This is a genomic window from Arachnia sp. (genome assembly GCF_057238465.1).
Map to the genome: position 1 here is coordinate 16,149 of NZ_DBHHFZ010000012.1, position 23,632 is coordinate 39,780.

Here is a 23,632-nt window from a genome sequence, read left to right on the forward strand (position 1 = left end):
TGCTAATGGTTCTCGCCCGCGATGAGGCCATTGAGCGCCTCGCGGTCCGGTTTGCCGCCGGGGGTGCGCGGGATCGGGGTGACGACGAGCCGCTGCGGCAGCCACGCCCGGGGCAGCGCGCCTGCGAGGGCCTCGCGCCAGGCCCCGAGGTTCCCGTCCCCGGCGAACAGCACCACCAGATGCCCCCACTCCGCGTCCGGGACGGCCAGCACCGCGGTCTCCGGGTCGATGCGGGCCGCGGCGGCCCGCACCTCGGCCAGGTCGACGTTCACCCCGCCGGAGATGACCACGTCGTCGACGCGCCCGGTGATCACGAGCCTGCCTTCCTCCCAGCGTCCCCGGTCACGGGTGAGCAGCGTGTCCTCCTCCATGGCCTCGGCGGTCGCGGCGGGATCGTCCAGGTAGCCGTCGAACAGCGTCGGGCCACCAATTCCCACCCGGCCGTCGCGCAGCCCGATCCGGATGCCCGGCAACGGTTTGCCGTCCCAGACCACCCCGCCGCTGGTCTCCGACATGCCGTAGCTCTCGACGACGGCCAGTCCCGCGTCCCGGGCGCGTTCCCGCAGCTCGTTACCGAGGGGGGCGCCGCCGAGCAGGATCAGGTCGAAGGCTCGCAGCCGTTTCGTGACGGCGGCATCCCCCAGGGCGCGGTGCAGCTGGGTGGGCACCAGGCTGATGGCGTCGCCGTCACCGGTGGGGATGAGCCCCTTGAGGTCGGTGGGAACCACGGGTGTCCTCCGACCCGCCGCCGCTGAGCGCACCTGCACCATCAGCCCGGCCACGTAGCGCCCGGGCAGGGCCAGATGCCAGGTCAGGTCACCTCCCACGCGTTCCCGGGCCGCCTCCGCGGCCGCCCGCAGCGCATCCCTGGAGAGCACGACGCGTCGGGCCGACCCGGTCGTGCCGGAGGTCTGCACCACCGCCCCCACATTCCGCGGCAGCCGGGGGGCCGGGCCGTCCGCCAGCCACAGCGCCGCTCCCCCCTCCAGCATCCGGGCCACGTCCGTGCTCATCGTCACCGCCTTCGCTTCTCGGTAGCGACGCGACCCTAACACCGGGAGTGAAAAATGGATTCCGGGAGCTAGAATTGTCTTGTGCTCAGGGTGCTTTTACTCGTCGCAGTGGTGATGCTCACCATCTACTGCGTCGTCGAACTTGCACAGACCAAGGGAGCTCGCGTACGCGCCATGCCCCGGTGGCTGTGGTTGTTCGTCGTGATCTGCGTCCCGGTGGCTGGTCCGTTCGCCTGGTTGCTCGCGGGGCGCCCCACCTCTCGCCCCCGGTCGCGCCCTCTCGCCCCCGACGACGACGAGGACTTCCTGCGCGGCCTGCGCTGAAATCCACTTCGACTGCTTCTGCGGGGAGATCGCCCCGAAACGGAAAGGACACCCATGCTTGACGGCCCTGATGCCCTGAGCGCTTGGCTGAAATCAGCCGCCGCGGAGTTCGAGGCCCGCATCGACGAGCTGGACGGGCTGGACGCCGCCATCGGCGACGGCGATCACGGCACGAACATGGCACGCGGCATGGCGACCGCCGCCACGATCACCCCCGGCCCGGACACCACCACGCGCCAGTACCTCAACCAGGTGGGCATGGCCCTGGTCAGTTCCGTCGGTGGGGCCTCGGGGCCGCTGTACGGGACGTTCTTCCTGCGCGTCGGGCAGCTCTGGCAGTCCCCGTACACCGTCTCCAGCGTCTGTCAGGCGTTGAAGGCCGGACGCGACGGAATCGCATCTCGGGGCAGGGCGAAGGTGGGCGACAAGACCATGCTGGACGCCCTGTGTCCCGCCATCGACGTGCTCGAACACGCGAGCCTGGAACGCGACGAGGACCCCTCCACCAGCCTGGCCCGGGCCGCCGCCGCCGCGAAAGCGGGCGCCGAGGCCACCCGCGACATGCTGGCCCGCCGCGGCCGTGCGGCGCACTACGGGGAACGCTCCATCGGACACATCGACCCGGGGGCGGTGTCCATGGCCTTGATCCTCGACAGCGCATCCCGGCATCTCTGATCCCCGCCGACCCTCCCGTCACCGGTTCGCTGGCCTTGTGAATGGTTTGCTGGCCTTGTTCACGTTTGCCTGCGCTGTGAGGCCAGCGAACGTGAACAAGGCCAGCAAACCGGTCCCACGAGATTCTGGGGAGTGGTTCACCCGCCGACCCGCCGGGCCATCCCATCGATGATGAACTCGATCTTGCGGTCCAGGAAACCCCGGCCCGTCCAGCCCTCATTGGGCACGAGCTGATCCGGAAAATCCTTGGCGAGTTTCTCCCGGTTGAAGTTCTCGACGGCGGCTTCCAGCCCCGTCGCAACCGCACCATCCTTCCCCGGGAGGATCGCACGGTTCGCCTCGATCACCAGGCGGGTGCACAGCACGGTGTCGCCGATGAAATCCACCACGAAGGTGGCGTCATCCGGGCTGAACCCCCGTTCGACCAGCGCTTCGATGCAGGTTTTCATGCCCCGGGCGAAGTAGTGGTGTGCCCAGGTGACCACCAGGAAGGTCTCCGCGAGCCCGGGGTGCTTGTCCGCCAGATCCCACAACCACTCGGCCTGGTGTCGCAGCAGTTCTCGCCACCCGCCTTCGGGGACGGTGAAGTTGTTCTCCCGGGCCAACCGTTTCAGACAGTCACGCAGCAGGTCGTCCCGCGACGCGATGGTGCGGTACAGCGCCGGGGTGCCGACCCCCAGGAGTTTGGCCACCCCCGCGAGGGTGAAGTCACGGATCCCGATCTCCAACGCGGCCGTGACGACGTCGTCGTGGGTGAAGCCCGGTTTCGGACCGGTACGCCTCCCGTGTGATCTCATGCGGTTAACGTACTCGTTGCCCACGTCACAGCGTGGCGTTAAGGTGAACCTCATTGAACACTGAAGACCATTTCCCAATCTTTCGAGGTGTAACTCATGACGACGCAGGAACTTGAACGCGTCGAACCGGACCAGCAGGACGATCCGCTGGAGGAGAACAAACGGAAAGCGCAGGAGGGGCAGGCTGCGATCAAACGCCTGGCCGCCCCGGTGCGCGGACTGCAGCGGCTGGGGCAGGCGTTCGTGATCGCCTCGGCCATTCTCACGACCGCCCCCTACCTCGCCCTCGTCCAGCTCGGTGATCTCCTGCTGGCCGCCCACAGCTCCGGCACCGCCGTCGACGCCGACCGGGCCTGGTCGGCGATCGGACTGCTGATCGGCGCCTTCTCCGGCCAGCTGCTGCTGTATTTCGTCGGCCTGCTCATCACCCACGTCGCCGACCTGAGGCTGCGCGACCAGTTGCAGCGCGGCATCGCGCAGCGCCTGGCCCGGGCCCCGCTGTCGTGGTTCACCGAGTCGACCTCGGGCATGATCCGTAAGGGCGTCCAGGACGACACCCGCGCCGTCCACACCGTGATCGCCCACGGCCCCGTCGAGATCCTCAACGCGGTGGTGACCCCGCTGGCCCTCCTCTGTCTGGCGTTCTGGCTGGACTGGCGGCTGGGGTTGCTCAGCATCGCCACGATCCCGCTGCACATGGCCACCTACGCCGTCTCCATGAAGGGCATGCCGGAGAAGACCGCGGAGATGGACGCGAAACTGGCGAAGGTCTCCTCCACCATGGCCGAGTTCGTCGCCGGGATCTCGGTGGTCAAGGCCTTCGGGCGGGTCGGTAGGGCGCACTCCGCCTACGTGGATTCCGCCGACGAGTTCTCCCGGTTCTTCCGTGCCTGGGCGCTGCCCCTGGTATCGATCAGCTGCGTCTCCATGGCGTGGATCTCCATTCCGCTGCTGCTCGTGGTGAACCTGGGGGGCGGGGCCCTGCTGATCCAGGCCGGGGTGGTCACGTTGCCCAAGGTGCTAGCGGCCACGCTGATCGCGTTGGTGCTCCCCGGTGCCGTGCAGGTCGTCTCCTCGATCTCCTGGTCCTACCAAATGGCCGGGGCCGCGGCGATCCGGCTGTGCAACATCCTCGACACCCCCGTCCTGCCCTACCCCGAGACCTCGCAGGTCCCCCAAGGGTGCACCGTAGAACTCGATCACGTCACCTTCTCCTACGGTGAGACCCTCGCCGTCGACGACGTCAGTCTCACCCTGAAGGAGGGAACCGTGACGGCCCTGCTCGGCCCCTCGGGTTCCGGTAAGTCGACCCTGGCCACGCTGATCGCCCGTTTCGCCGATCCGGATTCCGGGAGCATCCGGCTCGGCGGCGTCGATCTGCGGCAGCTGACCGAGGAGACCCTCTACTCGAAGGTCTCGTTCGTGCTCCAGGACGCCCAGCTGCTGCGGGCCACCGTCCGCGACAACATCGCCCTGGGTCGTCCGGGGGCGGGGCTCGACGAGGTCCGGGAGGCCGCGAGAATGGCCAGGATCGACGACTTCGTGATGTCGCTTCCCGATGGCTATGACACCGTCATCGGCACCGACACCTCACTGTCCGGCGGCCAGGAGCAGCGGATCGCGATCGCCAGGGCGATCCTGGTCGACGCCCCCGTGCTGCTCCTCGACGAGGCCACCGCCTTCGCGGATCCCGAGTCCGAGGCCGAGATCCAGCAGGCCCTGAGCACCTTGGTGAAAGGCCGCACCGTGCTGGTGATCGCCCACCGGCCCGCCGCCATCCGGGGAGCCCACCGGATCGTGGTGATGGAACGAGGACGCATCCAGGCGCTCGGCTCCCACGAGGAGCTGCTCGACGAACCCCACTACCGGGCGCTGCTGCGCCAGAGCGGCGAGCTGCACACCGCCCCAGCCGAAGAGGACCACCGATGAGCGACATCAACCGCAACGCGTTGCTGCCCCGCTACCGCCGCCTCATGACACCATCCCAGTGGCGGCAGTTGTCCACGGGCCTCACCATTGGTGTGGCGGCCGGGACACTGACCGGGTTCGCGCTGCTGGCGCTGCTGCCGACCTCCGTAGCCCTGACGACGGGCTCCCCGAGCTGGGGGCTGGATTTCGGCGGCTGGCTGGTGGTTCTGCTCATCACCGCCGTCGGCACCCTCGCCATCGACTTCATAGGCACCCGCACCGGGTACCTGGGTGCGCTCGGTTTCATGCAGAGCGTCCATCACAGCATCGGCGACAAGGTCGCGAGGCTGCCCCTGTCCTGGTTCGATCCGTCGTCGGCGGGCTGGATGTCGCGGATGGCCAGCCAGGAGATGATGTCCCTGTCGCAGTCGGTGGCGCACTTCCTGTACAAGCTGCGGGTCGATGCGGCCGCCTGCGTCGTGATCGGGATCGGAGCCTGGTTCTGGGACTGGCGGCTCGGTCTGCTGCTGACCTGCGCGGCTCCCGTGCTGACCGTGGGCCTCATCATCGGACGGCGCATCCTGAACCACGGCAAGGCCATCGCCGAACCCTCCGAGGTCGAACTGGCGGCCCGCATCATCGAGTTCTCCCGCTGCCAAGGGGCGCTGCGTTCCTGCAACGCACCAAACCCACCGGGCCTCAGGACGGCATTCGAGAAAAACCACCGCGACTCGCGGCGCGCCTTCTGGTGGGAGGCCGTCGGCAACATGGTCAACGGCGCCTTCGCCCAACTCGTGGTGATCTCCATGATCGTCCTGTCCGCCACCCTGGCGCTGTCGTCGCAACTCGCCCCGCTGCAGGCGATCGTCACCATCGGCATGTGCCTGCGGTTCATGACGATGCTGAGCGACGTCGGGGCCATGATGATCGGTTTCGAGGAGCGCCGACAGATGATGAACCACATCGATCAGGTCATGGACTCCCCCGTGCTGCCCGAACCCGACACATCCCCCGATGTGCCCTCCGACGGCAGCGTCGAACTGGTCGACGTCGATTTCGGCTACCAGGCCGGCGTGCCGGTGCTGCGCGGGATCTCGATGACGGTGCCCAGCGGTTCGATGTGCGCCCTCGTCGGCCCCTCCGGCAGCGGCAAGACCACCATCGCCCGTCTGGTCGCACGGTTCTACGACGTCGACTCCGGGCAGCTCAAGGTTGGCGGGGTGGATGTGAAGCAGCTGACCACCGAGGACCTGATGTCGCAGCTGTCTATGGTTTTCCAGGACGTCTACCTTTTCGATGACACCCTGGAGGCCAACATCCGCCTGGGCCGCCAGGACGCCACCGACGACGAGGTGCGCCACGCCGCAGACCTCGCCGGGGTGACGGAGATCGTCGAACGGCTCCCCGGTGGCTGGGAGACCCGGGTCGGTGAGGGCGGCAGGGCCCTGTCCGGTGGTGAACGGCAGCGCGTCTCCATCGCCCGCGCCCTGCTGAAACGGGCACCCATCGTGCTCCTCGACGAGGCCACCAGCGCCTTGGACGCCGAGAACGAGGCGAACATCGTGGCCGCCTTGGAGGAACTGAGGCGCTCCTCCACCCTGATCGTCATCGCCCACAAGCTGGAAACCATCGCCGCCGCCGACCAGGTGGTGGTATTGGGGGCCGATGGCCGGATCGCGCAGCAGGGTCGGCACAATGACCTGGTGGGAATCGACGGCCCCTACCGCGACTTCTGGGAGTACCGCAGCAGCGCCAGCGGATGGTCCTTGGTCTGAACCCGAACCAAAGAAACCGAACAGCAACACGAGAAAGCAGGAATGATGAAACCTTGGAGATTGCGTCTGGGCGCCGTCATCGTGGCCGCCGCCCTGGGACTGACGGGATGCGCATCCGGTTCCGGTGGCAGCTCCCCGTCGGCCTCGGGCGCCTCCCAGCCGGTCAGGATCGGGGCGCTCTTCGCCCCGACCGATTCCCTCGACCCGGTAACCGCCACCTCACCGGGCTCGATGCTGCTGGCGTTCAACGTCTACGACTCCCTGGCGGTCATGACCAAGAAGGGGGCGACGCTGTCACTGGCCAAGTCCATCGAACCCAACGCCACCGCCGATGAGTGGACCGTCACGCTGCGCGACGGCCTGACCTACTCCGACGGCACCGCCGCCACCGGGCAGGACGTCCTGGATTCCCTCTCCCATTTCGCCCAGTCCCCCAGCTACGCCAGCCTGTACTCCGACATCGACTTCGAGGCCTCCAGCGCATCCGGGTCGACGGCGACGCTGAAGCTGAAGAAACCCGCCTCCGATTTCCTCGAATCCTCGCTGGGCATGTTCTCCTCCATCGCCCCGAAGGGCCAGTTCACCGGCATCGGCGCCGGCCCCTTCGTCGTCGACAAGGGGGATCCCAGCACCGGCTACCAGCTGCACGCCAACGACAAGTACTGGGACGGCACCCCGCCCATCCCACAGGTCACGATGGTGCCGATCCCCGACTCCACGGCCCAGGCCAACGCCCTGCGCACCGGCGAGATCGACCTTGCCACCGGCCTCAACTCGGCTGCCCTCACGACCCTGTCCGGGGCTCCCAACGTCAAGGTGGCCGAGCCCACCCTGGAGTCCGCCTCCGCCCTGGAGTTGGCCCTCAACACCCGCGTCGCGCCCTTCAACGACCCGGAGGCGCGACGGGCCGCGAAACTCACCGTGGACCGGGACAAGCTGGTCAACACCGTCCTCGGATCCACCGGTGAGGTCGCAAACGACATGCTCGGCAAGGGATACGACAACTACCCGGAGGACGTGGCCCAGACCGTGGCCAACAAGGAGGAGGCCAAGCGCATCTTCGCGGAGAAGGGAATCACGTCCTTCACGATCGTCGCGGCCGACGTCATGCCGGGCATGGTCGCCTCGGCCGAGTTGATGGCCCAGGAGTTCGCCGAGGTTGGGGTGCAGGTCACCGTCGACAAACGCGACCCGCAGACCTACTACAGCAACATGGAAGAACTGCACCAGGCGCAGGCGGCAACCGCCTACTGGATCAACCGCAATCCCATCACCGAGTTCCGCATCCAGGTCATACCCGACTATTCGTTCAACCTGTCCGGTTTCAGCTCCGAGACGATCCAGCAGAACCTGGCGAAGGCCACCTCCACCCTGGACGCGGCCGAACAGAAGAAGCTGGTGGGTGAGATCAACAAGGAGATCCACGACCAGGGCGGTGACCTGATCTGGGGCTTCCAGAAGCAGGTCGCCGCGTACCGGGCCGGGCTGGAGAACTTCACCACCGTCCAAGAGGTTCCCTGGCTGACGAAGGCCACCTTCAACCCGGTCGGCTGATCCGGCCTTGGGACGAACCATCGACGCGTCGCCGCAGCGACCCGCCTTCACCGGCTGGTTGCTGCGGCGGCTGGCGCGCTCCGCAGTCCAGTGCCTGGCGGCCTCGTTTCTGCTGTTCCTGTTGATCCAGGCCCTGCCCGGGGACGCGGCAACTGCGAGCGCCTCGAGGAAAGGGGCCGCCGCGGTGGAGGCGGCCAGGGCCCGGATGGGTCTGGACCGGCCCGTCCTGGAACGCTACCTGGAATGGGTGACGGGCATCCTGCGGGGGGATCCCGGGACCACGCTGATCACGTCCCGGCCCGTGGCGGAGACGATCGCGCAACCGGCCCTGGCGTCGTTGAGCCTGGCCGCGGTGGTGCTGCTGGGGTTGGTGCTGGTCACCCTGCCCGTCGCGGTCGTCACCGGAGCGCGTCCGAGACATCCGGTCAGCCGGTCCCTGGCGGGGATCTCGGTGGCCACCGCCGCGATACCGGAGTTCGTGGTGGCGATCGCACTGCTGGCCGTCCTGGCGGTGTGGACCCGCTGGCTGCCGGTGCTGTCGGTGCCCGGCGCGGGTCGCACGGTGTGGGAGAACCCCGTCTGCCTGGTGATGCCGGCGCTGTCGCTGTGGCTGGTGTGTTCCGCATCCCTGACCCGTCGCATCCAGGCCCTGGTGTCCGCCCACGCCGCGGCGCCCTACGTGCGCGAGGCAGAACTGGCGGGACTGACGCGGCGGCGGGTGCTGTCCGGGCACCTGCTGCCGTCGGTGGCTCCCGGCGTCCTGCAGCTGCTCGCGCAGACGATCCCCTACCTGCTGGGTGGGGCCGTGGTGGTCGAGACCGTGACCTCCTTCCCCGGCCTGGGGTTCGCGCTGGTGCGGGCCGTCGGGGACAGGGAGGTGCCGGTGGTGATGGCCGCGGGGGCGTTGATGATGGTGGTCGCGGTGGTGGCCTTCACCGTCGCGGATGCGCTTTCGGCGCGCCAGGAACGCATGGTTGCGGTGGTGTGAGGTGAGCATTTCAGCGAGGATCTGGGGCGGCATCACCCTGCTGGTGGTGCTTTTCACCATGGCCGCCCCGTGGTTGGCGCCGGCGACCGGGAATTCCGCGGCCACGACGTCCTTCGCCTATTCGGTGGGCGGTCCGGGCGGACTGGGACACGACTACCTGGGGCGGCCGGTGCTGCCCCAGCTCCTGGAGGGCGGCCGGGCGTTGCTGATCGCGGCCCTCCTGACCGCGGTGGTCTCGCAGGGCGTCGGGCTGGCCGCTGGTTTGTGGCTCGCCACCCGGGCCCGGGGGGCATGGTTCGCGCGGTTCGTCCTGGATGTCGTCCTGGTGACACCGATGATCGTGGCCTCGCTGGTGGTTTATCAGCGCGCCGGGGCGTCGCTGTACGCCACCATCCCGATCGCAACCGCCCTGACCCTGCCGTTCACGTCCCGCTACTACCGGGCGGCCGCGGAGCCACTGCTGGGGGCGGCGTTCTTCGAACAGGCCCGGGTGGCCGGCGACAGGACGTCGGTGGCGCTGGTCCGGGAAGTGGTGCCGGTGCTGCTGCGTCCCGTCCTGGCCGACCTGGGCTTGGCGACGATCACCGCCCTCTACCTGATGGCCACCATCTCCTTCCTGGGCACCACCGCCGCCGAATCCGGTTTCCTGTGGCCGACGATGGTGTCGCGGAACCTCGACGGTCTGGGGCTCAATCCGTGGGCGGTGCTGGCCCCGTTGGGTGCGATGGTGGCGTTGACGGTGCCCGTGAACCTGTTCGTCGATGCCCTCGGAGGTCGCCGTGACTGAACCAGCCGTGCAGGTCGACGACCTGCGGATCCGTTCGGCCGCCGGAACGATCCTGGATGGAACCGCCCTTGCCGTGGAGCGGGGCGAGCGGGTCGGGCTCGTAGGGGAATCCGGTTCCGGGAAGTCGACCCTGTCCCTGGCCCTGCTGGGTTCGATCGCGCCCGGTCTGGAACTGGCGGCGGGGAACGTGACGGTACTGGATGTGCCCGTCGTTGCCGATGGCCGGTTGGCCTCCCCCGGGGCCCTGCGAGGGCTGCGGCGTCGCGTCGCCCGGCTGGACCAGGACCCGGCCGGGGCGCTGACCCCGACCCGCCGCATCGGATACCTGATGACGGAGTTGTCGCGGGGTCCGCGTGAGGATGCGCAGCGACTCCGCGACGAGGCCCTGGAGGTCTTCGGGCTGCCGACGTCCCGCGACTTCCTGAATCGTTTCCCGGCGGAGCTGTCGGGAGGGCAGCGGCGGCGGGTGGCGCTGGCCCGCGCCCTGGCACGCCGCCCCGAGCTGCTGGTGCTCGACGAACCGACCGCCGGGCTCGACCCGTCGGCCGTCGACGCCGCCCTGGGTCTGGTGGAACGGCTCGTGGCGGAACTGGACGCGACCCTGCTGGTGATCACCCACGACCCCGCGGTGGCGGCGCGCCTGACCAGCCGGGTGGTGGAGATGCGCAACGGGCGTCTCGCCGACGGTGGCCCGGCGCGGGAGGTCGTGGCCGCGGACCGCCCGGGAGCGCCGCGGAACGATGGAACGCGAGGGGACGCGGAGCCCGTGCTGTGCGTGCGGTCCTTGACGGCGGGCGCGCCCGGGCTGGCCGATCCTCCCGTGACCGGCCTGGACCTGGACGTTCTCGAAGGGGAGGCGGTGGCGTTGACGGGACCGTCCGGGTCAGGCAAGTCGACGGTGGCGCGAACCCTCGTCGGGCTCTGGCCGAGGCGCGACGGCGAGGTGAGCGTGGCCGGGACGGCCCTGCCGGCGCGGCTGGACGACTGGCCTCGTTCGGCGCGCGGGACTATCGGGTGGGTGCCGCAGGATCCCGCGACCTCGGTGAACCCGGCGTGGTCGCTCGGGCGGTCCCTGGCACGCGCCCATGCCAGGGCAGTACGGCTCGGCGGGGCGGGAACGGGCGTCGAGGAGGCGGCCGAGCTGGTCGGGTTGCCACCCGGCTGGGAAACCCGTCACCCGAGGCAGCTGTCCGGAGGCCAGCTGCAGCGCTTCGCGATCGCCCGGGTATTGGTCTCCGGGGCGCGGCTGCTGGTGCTCGACGAGGTGACCTCCAGCCTGGACGCGACCACCCGCGACGCCATCTGCGAGGTCCTGGCCGAGGTCAGGAAACGCATCCCCATGCTGGTGATCACCCACGACCCGGCGGTGATCGCCCACTGCGACCGGGAGGTCAGGCTCAACGACTAGAGCCAACACGCGAACACCCCTCCCCCTGTACACGAAACACGGGGCGAAGCCCATCAGGTCGCGGCATGGCAGGACCCCCTCCCCCTGTACACGAATCGCGGAAGTTCGACGGTTCAACGTCGCCACACGACGTCGAACCGTTTTTCTTCCGCGAGTCGCGTACAAGGGAACGACAAGGAGACAGGCGAAACCACGAGGGAGCAGGAGATACCCACCCGATTCATGCCCCTGCCCCGTATCACCCACCCGCCTTGGTGCGGTAGCGCTGGCGCGGGCTTCGAGGAGGTTCCATCGCCTCAACCATCCCCTCCCCAATCAACTGATTGAGGGCCTGCTGGACGGCGGTCCGGCTGAATCCCGTCGCGGCCACCAGCTCGGTGGTTGTCGCCGAGGCCCGTTCCTCCAGTGCTTTCTCGATCCCCGCGCGGGCCGTGTTCCTGCGTTCCCCACGGGCCAGCCGACGCCGACGGAAGGTTACGGTGAAACTCACCAGGTCGTCGCGGACCTCGATCGGAGGCATGAGGGCCTTCTCAAGTTCCGCAGCCATCACCGCGAAACCGGTTCCCCGGTTCTCGGCGACGAGACCGCCATCGGGAAGCCGCACGTTCTCGAGCAGGGAGGCCAGCCGCTGGTTGCGGCTCGAGCTGATTCCCGCCGTCCCGAGCGTTCGCAGGGTCACCGCGCCGTACAACCCACCGGGGTTGATGACCTCGAGCCGGTCGACGTACATGTTGAGCTGCACCTGGGTGCCGCGCGCCATCGGAGAGTAGTCCCGGTGCATGAGCGCGTTGACCAGGGCCTCACGCACTGCGACCAGCGGGTAGTCGGGCAGCTCCCGGCGGTAGACGTCGTCGATCAGGGCTCCCTGCCGCATGTTCTTCTTGACCAGCGCCAGCCCCGCCTCGACCAGCTCGGGTATCGGGCCCGTCAGTGTGGCGCTGTCCAGCAGCCGCACCCCCGTTCCGATCTCGCCCTTCGTGGTTCCGGGAAACACCGCGAAGGTGACCGTGAGCCGGGGGAAGAACTCCTGCGGATACTCCCCCATGGCCAGGAGGCCAGCGAGGGTGGGATGCCCGTCGCGCACGACCCGGAGGCGCCTGAGCGCCGCGTCATCGCCCTGGGCGAAGGTCCGGGGACGGCTTTGGCGCTGCCCCTCCAGGTAGCTGGCGAGCGCATCGGCGTCCAGGTCCTCCGGGCGGGCCCCGGGCACGGGTTCCTCGTCCCAGGCCGGCTGGACGTGCTCCTCCACCAGCCGGTCGACCTCGTAGTGCTGCAGCCTCACGTCCCCGTCGCCGGTCCGCAGGTAGCTGCCCTGATAGCGTCCCCTGGAGGTCACGTGACAGGGTTTGTCGCGAGGCAGCATCTCGGGCACCGTGGCGACCACCACCACGTTCCCTTCGAAGGGCACCAACACAATGTCGGGGCGCACCGTCGGCGTCATTTGCTGGCAGCGGGACACCAACGCATCCCGCTGGGCCATCGCGTCGAAGCCAGGCACCGGCAGGAACCCCCCGCGTTCCTCCAGTCCCACCAGAATGGTGCCACCCGCCCCGTTGGAGAAGGCGCTCAGGGTCTCCAGCACCGCTTTCCCGATCCCGCTCTTGACCTCCACGCGCTGCTGATCCGCACCCACCAGGCGAAGTCGTTCCACGAGCTCGCGCAGCTCTTTCTCATCCATGCTTCCCTCCCAGCTTCCCACTTAACTTAACACCCTGGGAAGTTAAGTGGGAAGCTGCGGGAAGTCGGTTGAGCCGGACCGCACCGAAGGAGCATCCCGGACCGCCCCCTTTCCACCGTCCACCCTGCGCACGAATCGCGGAGGTTCGACGGTTCAACGTCGCCGCACGACGTCGAACCGTTTTTCTTCCGCGAGTCGCGCACGGGGAAAGGACTCGGGGGCCGGCTCAACCAGCTTCGGGGCGGGATGGCCTCGACACGACCCCGGCTCCGAGAAGATCCCCATTCGATCCGCAGAGCTTCCCACCCAACTTCCCACTTGGCTTACCATCCTGGGAAGTTAAGTGGGAAGTTGCGGGAAGCCGACTGCGACCCCGGCCGTCAGCGTTCCGCGGCAGGACCTAGATCACCAACGCTCGTTTGGTGGTGTGGAGTTGTCGGACGCCGAGCCTCACGGCCAGCGCGCCGGCCAGGAGCAGCGCCCCGGTGAACAGCCCCAAGCCGAGGAAGTTGACGCCCGCCAGGTCGAACACCGTCGGGTAGAGCCAGTGCAGCAGCGCCGTCGAGACGAGCCCCGCGACGAGCCCGAGCCCGAGCGGCACCGCCAGGACGGGGCCGATCACCCCGGACAGGACTCGCCGTGCCCAGCTCTCCGGCATCCCCATCGCGGTGAGGTTCCGGGCAAGGGGACGCAGCGCCTGGACCTCGCGTTGAAGGGTCCACACCAGCAGCGGGATGGCCAGCAACGCCACACCGGTGAAACCGATGGTCAGCCACAACGGGGCATCGGCGCCGGTTGCCGGTCGGTGCACGTTGACCAGCACGTCGCCGTGTCCCGAGGCGACGGGCCACTGCCCCATACCGGCTTCCTGCTCCAGGGTCATGCCGACGTATACCCGGTAGACACCGGCCCTTCCCTCGGCGACCGGCACGGTACTTTTCAACCCGAAGGCGTAGCCGGTGTTCAGCCGCCTCTCGGGACTGGGTTTGAACCCGACGACGCGGACCCGAATGGTCTGCGAAGGGTCGGTGAAATCCGTCAGGACGACGTCCTCGTCGGCCCCGCCCAGCTTGAGCAGGCCTCCGGAGGCCAGCACGGCCGCCTGTTCCGGGGTCAGTCCCAGGACGGCGGTGGCCTCCTCCACCGAATCGAACACCTGGACCGCGCCTTCCCCGTCGATCCCGTAGGAGGTGTCGTGGAGGGTGGCGGCCGGACGAACGGCGTTGTCCCGCTCGAACTGCGCGATCACATCCTCCGGGATCCGTTCCCCCGCGGGATCGGTGACCTGCAGCAGGACCATGCCCGGCGGGAGTTGCGGGGCCAGCAGCAGGATCTGCGCACTCATGGATGCGGAGATGTTGATGAACACGCTCAGCACCAGCCCGATCAGGAGGGTCGCCACCCCGCTGACCCCGGCCCACCGGGCCCCGTCCTCGCGGAGCAGCCGGGCGGCGAGGTCTTTCGGCGACGCAACTTTGCGTCCCAGGGCACCGCTGACCCGGGCGACCATGCCCGGGGCCAGGGCCACCGTGCCCAGAACGGTGAAGATCACACCCAGGCTCATGGGCCACAGCTTTCCCGCGGAGGTGACCAGCGACCAGATGGCGAATCCCCACAGCCCCAGCGCCGCCCAGCCCAGCGCGCCGGACATGGTGGCGGACAGCGGACGCGGAGCGCGTTCCGCGAGCCGGGCGCACACACGCTGGGAGGCGTTGAGCGCCAGGAAACCGAGCAGCGCCCCGCCTGCGGTCAGCAACGCCACCTGAACCAGCCAGGCAAGCGAGAACTCCCACGGCCCGAGCGGCAGGCCGCTGTTCGCCTGCTGGAGCAGGGGACGCAATGCCAGAGTCGCGAGCATCCCGAGCGCACAGGCGACGGCTGAGACGACAAACGTCCCGCCGAGCAGAGCGGCCAGGGCGGCCCGGAGCATCACGCCGGGGCGGATACCGGAGCGGACCAGGACCTGCTGGATTCCCCGGATCCACCGCGCCAGCATCCCCGAGAAGACGAAGGGAATGCCCACGAGCAGGGCGAAGACCAGCGAGTAGCCTCCCAGGAAACGTTGCGCGGAAACCTGTTGCTTCTCCAGCAGATCGGTGCGAAGCATGATGGAGGTCTCGTGGCCCGCACCGGTCTCCGTCTTCAACCTGAGCAGTTCATCGCGCGGGCCTTCGAGGTAGTAGTTGGCGCTGAGGACCTCGTTGCTGTTCCCCTTTCCGGCGCGCTCCCGCCAGGTACCGGGGGCGCAGGCCAGCCGGTTGCCGCTGAGGGAGTAGATCTCGCGGAACTTTCCTACGACGTTGACGGACCATTGCTGATGGGTGGAGGACCACTGCCCCACGGCGTCACCGCTCGCCACGCATTCGCCGGGGCGCGTCGGCCACATCCCGGACACCAGTTCATACCGGCCCCGGCTGGCGACAGAAGGCAGCGGCAGTTCGGTGTAGTCGAATCTGTGGGCCTCACCGTTCTGGGCGAGGTCCGCCTGTCCCGAGTACTCGACCGTAACCGTGGTCACGGTGGAGGTGGCGAGCAGGGCCGGGGGCTCGGGATAGGTTCCGACCTCCACCTGCCCCTCCTGCCACGTCTCCAGCACACCATCCGCCGAGCCGAGCAGCTTTTCAGCGGTCTGTTCGGGGCTGAGGGTGAGGGAGTCCAGGCTGCACCTGAAGATCCCGGCACCCAAACCGACGACGCACACCGCCGCGAGAAGTCCCCGGAACACCCGCGACCGGAGCAGCAGCGGTATCAGGTGTTTCATGACAGCCGACCATCCACAATCTCTAGTACACGATCGGCGTATCTCTCCGCGAGGGGGTCGTGGGTGGCGATGAGACACGCCACCCCGGCCCGCCGGGTGAGCTCCCTGATCTGCCCGAACAGAGCTGTCGAGGTCCCGCTGTCAAGCGCCCCCGTCGGCTCGTCGCAGAGCATGACCGGCCGCTGCCCCGCCAAGGCGCGGGCCACCCCCACCCGTTGCCGCTGTCCGCCCGACATGGCATCCGGCATCCGGTTCCACAACTCCCCGATACCGACGAAGTCAAGCAGCCGCCGAGATTCCGCCTCGGCATCCCGGCATCCCTGGGCCCGGAGCACGATCTGGAGGTTCTCGCTGGCCGTGAACTGGGCGACGAGGTTGTGTTCCTGGAAAACCAGACCCACCTGACGCAGCCGAAGATCCGTGCGTTCCCCCTCCGGCAACCCGACGATCTCGCGCCCCACCACCTGGACGGAACCGGCCTGCGGCACCTCGAGCCCGCCGATCACCGACAGCAGGGTGGACTTCCCGGAGCCACTGGCCCCGTAGAGACAGACCAGTTCCCCGGCCGCCACCTCCAGATCCACCCCGTCGAGCGCCCTCACGGCACCCGCCGGGGTGGGGTAGCTGAACTCCACCCCAACGACCCTCACGGGAACTTGCATCATCAGCCTAACCCCAGCCGGAATCTCGATGTGCGGCAGGGCCTGCCCACCGCCCTTGAGAACACACCACTCCATCCCCGGTAATCGGACCCGGTGCACAGGAGCAGCTGCTTCGCAACAGCCACGGGAGCCGCGGCCGCGACGATGCAACCATGAAGAGACCTCTTCATCTCCACCTCGGTTGTGTCATTGAAAGCTTCCTGCTCTCGCCGAGAAGCATATGGGCAGTTCCATTGGACCGCTACAGATTTCTCAGGTCGTCGTCTCGATCCAGTTCCATCCGGGAGAGCTGGTCAGCGGGCGGAGCGTTTGACGCCCCAGGTCCCGATGCCGAGCAGTCCCACTGCAGCCGCCAGATACAGGACGCGGAAGTCCAGATTGGCCACCAGAACAGCGCCGAGGATCATCGTGCCCAGCGCCGCTGCTGTCGCAAGGTCTGCCACCAGCAGAGCAGCCTTGCGTGGAAGCCGGTCCAGAGGCTCCCCCACAAAGATGCCGAGCAGCCGGGGCGCCATGACGGCAGCGGTGCACAGCCCGGCGAGGGAGTTGGAGCCGGTGAGTTGTTTGGCCCACACACCGAGCGCGAGCAACATCATGGACCCGGCAAGAACAGAACTTGCCTGACCGATCAGGAAAAGCCATACACGTCCACGCATAAATCAAAATCCCGTGCAGCTGAAAGCGAGGGACTGAACGCAGCATATCGAGCGGTGAGCCGATCTGATCGACTCGGACGGCAAGCCATGGAGCAGAGGGTGATTCAAGACATGTTGAGACTTATCCACAGCCTTCCTCAAACCCGCTCGGATATTTTGCCGGCGGCCCGCGGTTTGTGCATTGGTTTCTGCGAATCGTGGATGGCCTTGGCGGAACGTAGGTTTGGGACATGAGGATCGAGGACATTCGTGAGCTGTTGCGTCGCTACCCGGTGGTGGCGGAGGTTCCCTTGGAGCAGCCCGATGAGTTCACCCGGGCGGGCATGGTCCAGGTGAAGTTCCACGGCGGCAAGGAGGTCGGGATGGCCCTCGGCCTGTTCGACCAACGGCCGGGCGAGTCGCGCCAGGAATGGAAGGAGCGCCTCGATCACATCGTCAACAGCTGGGCGACCGAGGAGATCTCCGAGGTCGTTGACGTCGAACAGGCGGTCCCGGTGGTGCGCAGCATCGACTACTTCATGCCACGTGGTAGTTTCCGGACCCCGATGTGGGACCGGCTCACCGAGTTCATCGGCATGGGGTTGGCGATCGACACCCCCAGTCAGATCCAGTTCCTGAACAGCAGCGACCTCCCCGAGGATCGCAGCCCGGAGAACGTGGCCAGGCTTCGGGAACGGGCCTGCATCAATCTGGTGAACCTCTCGCAGCCGCCACTGGTCCAGGAACTTCCGCACGGCCCCGACGTGGTGACCTTCACCACCCCGCACGCCTACCAGGCGTCCTGGTTCGCGCACACCGAGGTGCTGGCCGACGCGCTGAACCACTACCAGCGCACCACGAACACCCCGTGGCTGGTGATCCCGGCCCTGCGTAAGGACCTGGTACTCATCAACTCGGCCTCACCCGGCTGGGCCGCCCTGCTGGATGACCTCGAACCCCTCGTCGATGATCGCGAGATCATTCATCCGGTCCCCCACATGCTGGTCGACGGCAGGTGGCGCGAGTACCTGCCCCCGGTCTCACCGGAACTCCAGCGCCGCCTGACGATGCTGAAACTCCGCGCCGAACGCAACGCCCACGAGAACTGCCGGGCGCAGCTGGAGGAGTTCTCCCCCGGGACGGTGGACCACATCGCCGGTTTCAACGTGGCTGTGAAGGACGACCGATTCATCACCTGGGCTGCCGTCTCCTGCGACTTGGAAACCACCAGCATTCCACGCGTGGACCAGGTGGGTTTCCACATCTCCAACACCCGGCTGTACATCGTGTGGTTCGAACATCTCATGGCGCGTCTGCCCCATCTGGTGGCCAGGCACGAGGACGCCATGCCGACCCGTTGGATCGTCTCGAAACCCTCCGAGAAGGACCTGAGGGTCATCGCCGACATGGCCATCGACCTCTGAACCGCTTTCCCACCGGCCACGCACGCTCCGCCCCACCGGGTGCGGGCCCCGTCGAGGAGCTGTTTCCGGAGTGGGATCACCGTCTCCTCGGGCAGGGCCGGCTGGCGGTCGCGGTCGGGGCGGTGATCAGTCGTTCTCCAGGCGCTCGGCGATGAGGTCCACCAGCACCCTGGCCACGTCGTCCTTGCTGCCGGAGGCCCGGGCCACCTCGCGACCCTGGACGTCCAGAACCACGACCGCATTGGGCACGTCACCGAACCCGAGGGCGGGACCGACGGCGTTGACGGCCAGCAGGTCGGCGCCCTTCCGCCACGCCTTCGCGACCCCGTGGCTCAGGACGTCGCCGTTCTCGTCGCCGGTCTCGGCCGCGAACCCGACCACCAGGGTCCGCCCGTCCTCGCCCCGGGGCGGGTCGGAGACCAGCCCGGCCAGGATGTCGGGGTTCTCCACCAGCGTGATCACGGGCGGCGGGACGATCCCCGTCTCGTCGTCATCCAGGCCGTGTTTCTTGATCTTCGCGGCCGAAACGGTGGCTGGCCGGTAATCCGCGACCGCGGCGGCCATGACGACGGCGTCGGCGTCGGTGCAGAGGTGCCGCACGACATCGTTGAGTTCCAGGGCCGTGTTCACCGGGATCACCTCGACGGAGGCCGGCAGCTGGGCCAGGATGCCGGCATCGACGTGCGCCGCGGCCAGGGTGACGCGCGCCCCGCGGACCGCTGCGGCCCGCGCGATGGCGCAGCCCTGCCGCCCGGAGGAACGGTTCCCGAGGAACCGCACCGGGTCGATCGGTTCGCGGGTGCCGCCCGCCGAGACCACCACGTGCCGACCCTCCAACCCGTTGGGCCTGCCCTCGGCATCCGAGCTCTCCAGCAGGGCCAGGGCCTCGGTGACGATCCGGTCGGTATCGGGCAGCCTCCCAACCCCGGAGTCCTTGCCGGTCAGGCGCCCGGAGTCGGGGGTGAGCACCGTCAAACCCCGGCGGCGCAACGTCGCGACGTTTTCCTGGGTGGCCGGGTTGAGCCACATCTGGGTGTGCATGGCGGGGGCCAGCAGCACGGGCGCAGTAGTGGTGAGGATCGTCGCGGTGAGCAGATCGTCGGCCCGTCCCGCCGCGACACGGGCCAGCAGATCCGCCGACGCGGGAGCGACCACCACGAGCTCCGCCCACTCCCCCACCGCGACGTGTTCGACAGCGGCCGGGTCGTCGAAGACCCCCGACGACACCGGACCCCCGGAGACGGCCGCCAACGCCGGAGCCCCGATGAACCGCAGCGCCGCCTCGGTGGGCACCGTCTTGACCTCGTGCCCGGCCTCCCGAAGTGTTCTGATGACGAAGGGGGCCTTGTAGGCGGCAATGGAACCGGAAACCCCGACGACGATGCGTCGCGGCCTGGCCGGTGTGGGCTCGGGTGTGTCTGACATGAAGCCATGATCCCACGTCCCCGGGCACGGGAAACGGGCCCGCCACCAGGTCGGCCCCGCCTGCGGCCAGCAGGTCACGTCCCCGGGCACGGGAAACGGGCCGCGGGTTTCCCGCGGCCCGTTTCGATCATCAGCTCACTCCACGACGTCGTCGTCGACCCAGTCGAAGGTCTTGGTGACGGCCTTCTTCCAGTTGCGGTACAGGCGATCGCGTTCGGCCTCGTCCATCTCCGCGCCCCAGCGCTTGTCCTCGGCCCAGTTGTCGATGACGTCCTGCTCACCGTTCCAGAACCCGACGGCGATGCCCGCCGCGTAGGCCGCGCCGAGCGCCGTGGTCTCAGCGACGACGGGACGCACCACGTCGACACCGAGCTGGTCGGCCTGGAACTGCATGAGGGTTTCGTTGGCGGTCATGCCGCCGTCGACCTTCAGCTCGGTCAGTTTCACACCCGAGTCGGCTTCCATGGCGTCCAGCACCTCGCGGGTCTGGAAGGCCGTGGCCTCCAGGACGGCGCGGGCGATGTGACCGCGGTTGACGTAGCGGGTGAGACCCACCAGCGCACCACGTGCGTCGGCCCGCCAGTAGGGGGCGAACAGACCCGAGAATGCGGGCACGATGTAGGCACCGCCGTTGTCGTCGACCGTCGCCGCGAGGGTCTCGACCTCGGGAGCAGAGTCAAACATCCGCAGGTTGTCGCGCAGCCACTGCACCAGCGACCCCGCCACCGCGATGGAACCCTCCAGCGCGTAGACGGGTTTCGCGTCGCCGATCTTGTAACACACCGTGGTCAGCAGGCCGTTCTTGGAGGGGACAATCTCCTCGCCGGTGTTCATGAGCATGAAACAGCCGGTGCCGTAGGTGTTCTTCGCCATGCCCTTCTCGAAACAGGCCTGCCCGAAGGTCGCGGCCTGCTGGTCACCGAGGATGCCTGCAACCGGAACACCGGCCAGAAGACCCTGCGGACGACACACGCCGTAGACCTCGGCCGACGACCTGATCTCCGGCAGCATCGACATCGGGATGCCCATGTCGGCAGCGATGGAGGGCTCCCAGTCGAGGGTCTTGAGGTTCATCAGCATGGTGCGGGAGGCGTTGGTGACGTCGGTGACGTGCGCGCCACCCTTCACACCCCCGGTGAGGTTCCACAGCACCCAGGTGTCCATGGTGCCCATCACCAGGTCGCCGGCCTCGGCGCGTTCCCTGGCGCCCTCGACGTTGTCGAGGATCCACTTGACCTTCGGTCCGGAGAAGTAGGTGGCCAGCGGCAATCCGACGATCTCCTTGTACCGGTCGGCCCCCTGCTCACCGCCGAGTTCCTCGACGATCTTCTGGGTGCGGGTGTCCTGCCAGACGATGGCGTTGTAGACGGGCTCACCGGTTTTCCTGTCCCACACGAGAGTGGTCTCGCGTTGGTTGGTGATACCGACCGCGGCCAGGTTCTCCTTGTTCAGCTGCGCCTTCGCGAGAGCCTGGGCGACGACCTCACGGACGTTGTCCCAGATTTCGGCGGCGTTGTGCTCCACCCAGCCGGCGCGGGGGAAGATCTGTTCGTGTTCCTTCTGCCCCACGGCGACGATGCGGCCTGCGTGGTCGAAGATGATCGCGCGCGACGAGGTGGTTCCCTGGTCAATGGCGAGCACGTATTTGGTGTCTGTCATGTGATGGCTCCTTCGTGAAACGCCGGTATCTTTTCGGGGCTGGGTTGGATCACTGCAGCGGGAAAACCAGCAGCGGGGCTGCCAGCAGACCACCCAGCAGGCCGCCGATCATGGGTCCGACGACCGGGACCCAGGAGTAGCTCCAGTCGGAATCGCCCTTGCCCTTGATGGGCAGGACGGCGTGCATGATGCGGGGGCACAGGTCCCTGGTGGGGTTGATGGCGTATCCGGTGGGGCCGCCGAGGCCGGTGCCGATGACGACGATCAACAGGGCGACGCCGAACGCGCCCAGCCAGCCGGTCTTTCCAGCGTTGTCGGTGTAGATGCCGCCAGCGATGACCACGAAAACCAGCACGAAGGTGCCGATGATCTCGGTGAGGAGATTGAACACCGGTTTGCGGATGGCAGGTGCCGTGCAGAACACAGCGAGTTTGGCACTCTGATCGGCCTCCTCGTCGAAGTGTTGCTTGTAGGCCACCCAGCACAGGAAGGCACCGATCAGCGAACCGACGAACTGGCCAGCGATGTAGGCCATCACCGTGCCGAAATCCATGGCGGGCTTTCCCTGGGCGACGTCATTGACGAGCAGACCGATGGTGACAGCCGGGTTCAGGTGGCCACCGGACTTGGCGGAGGCGATGACACCCACGAACACCGCGAGGCCCCACCCCCAGTTCACGAACAGAAAACCTGTTCCTTGTCCCTTGGACTTGGCCAGCGCGGTGTTTGCGACCACGCCGCAGCCAAGGAGGATCAGCAGCATCGAACCGACTGCTTCCGACAGGAAGATGGCGAACATCTCTAGAACTCCAGTTCTGACTACTTTGTCACGGGCGACGCCGGGGCGGCACCCTTGCAAGGACTGACGAGGCGGGACCTCGTCACCGTCCGAACCATTCGAACAGGCACAGCCAAGCGCTTCCACCGGGAAAAACGCAAGACCTGTGCACGTTCATGCACCACTTCTTGAGCACGGTGCACGAACCATCCGCTCGTGCACCCGGATCGCTCACGGTCGCAGGAAACCACCGGACAGACTGCTCCGCCCGGACCGGGATGAAAGGGCCAGCCAAACCAGGAATCGCCCCCATCCCCTGGGCACCGAGGCCGGGGAAAGCCGCCGCTGCCCCGCATCCCTCACCGGTCACGCACCCATTCGAAGACGTCAACGACCTCCCTGCGACCGCCGGGGTGGACCAGCAGGTGGAAGGTCGCGCGGGCCATGGCGTCGTGGATCGGCACCACCGCACGACCGGGCGGCCGGGCCGCGAAGAAGGGCGCATCGGTGACGAAATAGGGAAACGACGAGCTGCGCGTGAGCTGCTCGAAGACGGCGCGGTCCTCCTGCACGACGAACTCCGAGTTCGGGAAGTGTTCGTCGCACAGCCCACGCCAGAATCCGATGCCCTCGAAGAGCAGGAAGGTCTCGCCGTCGAGTTCGGCCGTTCCCACGCTCGGCCTCGTCGCGAGCGGATGCCCGAACGGTAGTGCGACGGAGAGGTTCTCCACCATGAGCGGGCACGAACGCGTCACCGGCTGGGCCGCGGGGTGCAGGGTGATGCCGAGATCGAGTTCCCCGCCGAGAACACCGGCCTCCACCTCGTCCTCGGGGAGCATCCGGGATGTCAGGACGAGCTCCGGGAAACGCTCCGTCATGAGCGCGGTCAGCCGCCACAACGGCGCAGGCGCGACAGTCCCCACCCGCAGCGCGCGGGTGCGGCGGGCCAGGTCCTCCAGGGCACCGCGCATCGCCTGCTCGTCGCGGAGAAGCTGGCGTGCGTGTTCGAGGGCGACACGGCCGGCGTCGTTGAGCACGAGACGGCGCCCGGCACGGTCGAAGAGTTGCAGGCCGAGTTCGGTCTCCAGGCGCCCCAGCGAGCGGGACAGGGCGGGTTGTGAGATGTGCAGGACGCGGGCGGCGGCGCTCATGGTTCCCTCGCGCGCAATGGCGTCGAGCTGTCTCAGCTGCTCCAGTTCCACACCCATCCCCTCCGTACCGTCGCGGTGTCGGTTCACATCCCGGCTCATGCGCTTCGCGCATCAACCAATTCGATATTTGCATTTTACAAAGCCGGATTTCCGGCGAGAATTGATGCAGCAGGGTCAGAATTCCCTACTACCCGATACCGGGAAAGTTGCCGCTCTTCGTCACCACATCC

The 23,632-nt window shown here is 67.8% G+C and carries 19 protein-coding genes; 9 read left to right on the plus strand and 10 right to left on the minus strand.

All coding sequences use genetic code 11. The annotated features are described in order from the left end of the window. Nucleotides 1–2: 2 nt before the first annotated feature. A complete protein-coding gene (locus ACO6D6_RS12345) occupies nucleotides 3–1,013 on the minus strand; it encodes an AMP-binding protein (protein WP_484785547.1) in 1,011 nt (336 codons plus the stop codon). Nucleotides 1,014–1,094: 81 nt separating this feature from the next. On the opposite strand from ACO6D6_RS12345, the gene ACO6D6_RS12350 reads away from it, so the two are divergent. Beyond that, nucleotides 1,095–1,337, plus strand: a complete 243-nt coding sequence (locus ACO6D6_RS12350; RefSeq protein WP_484785548.1) for a PLD nuclease N-terminal domain-containing protein — start codon at nucleotides 1,095–1,097, stop codon at nucleotides 1,335–1,337. Between the two features lie 54 nt (nucleotides 1,338–1,391). Beyond that, entirely contained in the window at nucleotides 1,392–2,012 is a 621-nt protein-coding gene (dhaL, locus tag ACO6D6_RS12355; RefSeq protein WP_484785549.1) for a dihydroxyacetone kinase subunit DhaL, read from the plus strand. A gap of 137 nt (nucleotides 2,013–2,149) precedes the next feature. On the opposite strand, the gene ACO6D6_RS12360 is transcribed toward dhaL, so the two are convergent. Further along, nucleotides 2,150–2,809: a TetR/AcrR family transcriptional regulator gene (locus ACO6D6_RS12360; protein ID WP_484785550.1), complete on the minus strand. Its 660-nt coding sequence runs from the start codon at nucleotides 2,807–2,809 to the stop codon at nucleotides 2,150–2,152. A gap of 96 nt (nucleotides 2,810–2,905) precedes the next feature. Between ACO6D6_RS12360 and ACO6D6_RS12365 the strand changes: the two genes are divergently transcribed. From ACO6D6_RS12365 to ACO6D6_RS12390, 6 genes are read left to right on the plus strand one after another with little or no spacing between them, the layout of a single operon-like run. Then, nucleotides 2,906–4,738 carry an ABC transporter ATP-binding protein gene (locus ACO6D6_RS12365; RefSeq protein WP_484785551.1) on the plus strand — a complete coding sequence of 611 codons (1,833 nt, stop codon included), beginning with the start codon at nucleotides 2,906–2,908 and terminating at the stop codon, nucleotides 4,736–4,738. Next, nucleotides 4,735–6,492 (plus strand): ABC transporter ATP-binding protein, encoded by a 1,758-nt coding sequence (locus ACO6D6_RS12370; protein WP_484785552.1) that lies wholly within the window; start codon nucleotides 4,735–4,737, stop codon nucleotides 6,490–6,492. Before ACO6D6_RS12365 ends, ACO6D6_RS12370 begins: the two co-directional genes overlap by 4 nt. Before the next feature lie 45 nt (nucleotides 6,493–6,537). Continuing rightward, nucleotides 6,538–8,046 (plus strand): ABC transporter substrate-binding protein, encoded by a 1,509-nt coding sequence (locus ACO6D6_RS12375; RefSeq protein ID WP_484785553.1) that lies wholly within the window; start codon nucleotides 6,538–6,540, stop codon nucleotides 8,044–8,046. Nucleotides 8,047–8,053: 7 nt separating this feature from the next. Further along, nucleotides 8,054–9,034, plus strand: coding sequence for an ABC transporter permease (locus tag ACO6D6_RS12380; protein WP_484785554.1), 981 nt, complete (start codon nucleotides 8,054–8,056; stop codon nucleotides 9,032–9,034). Between the two features lies 1 nt (nucleotide 9,035). Beyond that, entirely contained in the window at nucleotides 9,036–9,821 is a 786-nt protein-coding gene (locus ACO6D6_RS12385; RefSeq protein ID WP_484785555.1) for an ABC transporter permease subunit, read from the plus strand. Then, complete coding sequence (locus ACO6D6_RS12390; protein ID WP_484785556.1) at nucleotides 9,814–11,229, plus strand: ABC transporter ATP-binding protein; 1,416 nt, start codon at nucleotides 9,814–9,816, stop codon at nucleotides 11,227–11,229. Before ACO6D6_RS12385 ends, ACO6D6_RS12390 begins: the two co-directional genes overlap by 8 nt. Nucleotides 11,230–11,467: 238 nt before the next feature. Here the strand turns inward: ACO6D6_RS12390 and ACO6D6_RS12395 are convergent, their stop codons facing one another. The 4 genes from ACO6D6_RS12395 to ACO6D6_RS12410 all read right to left on the minus strand — a co-directional run bounded on the left by ACO6D6_RS12395 (nucleotide 11,468) and on the right by ACO6D6_RS12410 (nucleotide 16,986). After that, nucleotides 11,468–12,907, minus strand: coding sequence for an ATP-binding protein (locus tag ACO6D6_RS12395; RefSeq protein ID WP_484785557.1), 1,440 nt, complete (start codon nucleotides 12,905–12,907; stop codon nucleotides 11,468–11,470). A gap of 400 nt (nucleotides 12,908–13,307) precedes the next feature. Further along, a complete protein-coding gene (locus tag ACO6D6_RS12400) occupies nucleotides 13,308–15,668 on the minus strand; it encodes a hypothetical protein (protein ID WP_484785558.1) in 2,361 nt (786 codons plus the stop codon). After that, on the minus strand, nucleotides 15,665–16,333 hold the full coding sequence (locus tag ACO6D6_RS12405) for an ABC transporter ATP-binding protein (RefSeq protein ID WP_484785559.1): 669 nt from the start codon (nucleotides 16,331–16,333) through the stop codon (nucleotides 15,665–15,667). The genes ACO6D6_RS12400 and ACO6D6_RS12405 overlap by 4 nt, the downstream gene beginning before the upstream one ends. Nucleotides 16,334–16,623: 290 nt before the next feature. Next, nucleotides 16,624–16,986 (minus strand): hypothetical protein, encoded by a 363-nt coding sequence (locus ACO6D6_RS12410; protein WP_484785560.1) that lies wholly within the window; start codon nucleotides 16,984–16,986, stop codon nucleotides 16,624–16,626. Nucleotides 16,987–17,216: 230 nt separating this feature from the next. Here ACO6D6_RS12410 and ACO6D6_RS12415 point away from each other — a divergent pair, with 230 nt between their 5' ends. Beyond that, nucleotides 17,217–18,389, plus strand: a complete 1,173-nt coding sequence (locus tag ACO6D6_RS12415) for a DUF1444 domain-containing protein (protein WP_484785561.1) — start codon at nucleotides 17,217–17,219, stop codon at nucleotides 18,387–18,389. Nucleotides 18,390–18,515: 126 nt separating this feature from the next. On the opposite strand, the gene coaBC is transcribed toward ACO6D6_RS12415, so the two are convergent. From coaBC to ACO6D6_RS12435, 4 genes are all read right to left on the minus strand, one after another. Next, entirely contained in the window at nucleotides 18,516–19,814 is a 1,299-nt protein-coding gene (gene coaBC, locus ACO6D6_RS12420; protein WP_484785562.1) for a bifunctional phosphopantothenoylcysteine decarboxylase/phosphopantothenate--cysteine ligase CoaBC, read from the minus strand. Nucleotides 19,815–19,949: 135 nt separating this feature from the next. Continuing rightward, complete coding sequence (glpK, locus tag ACO6D6_RS12425) at nucleotides 19,950–21,473, minus strand: glycerol kinase GlpK (protein ID WP_484785563.1); 1,524 nt, start codon at nucleotides 21,471–21,473, stop codon at nucleotides 19,950–19,952. A 49-nt stretch (nucleotides 21,474–21,522) separates the two neighbouring features. Beyond that, the gene (locus ACO6D6_RS12430; RefSeq protein WP_484785564.1) at nucleotides 21,523–22,272 is read right to left on the minus strand and encodes an MIP/aquaporin family protein; all 750 of its coding nucleotides are present in this window, start codon (nucleotides 22,270–22,272) and stop codon (nucleotides 21,523–21,525) included. A gap of 338 nt (nucleotides 22,273–22,610) precedes the next feature. Further along, nucleotides 22,611–23,501: a LysR family transcriptional regulator gene (locus ACO6D6_RS12435; protein WP_484785565.1), complete on the minus strand. Its 891-nt coding sequence runs from the start codon at nucleotides 23,499–23,501 to the stop codon at nucleotides 22,611–22,613. Nucleotides 23,502–23,632 lie beyond the last annotated feature (131 nt).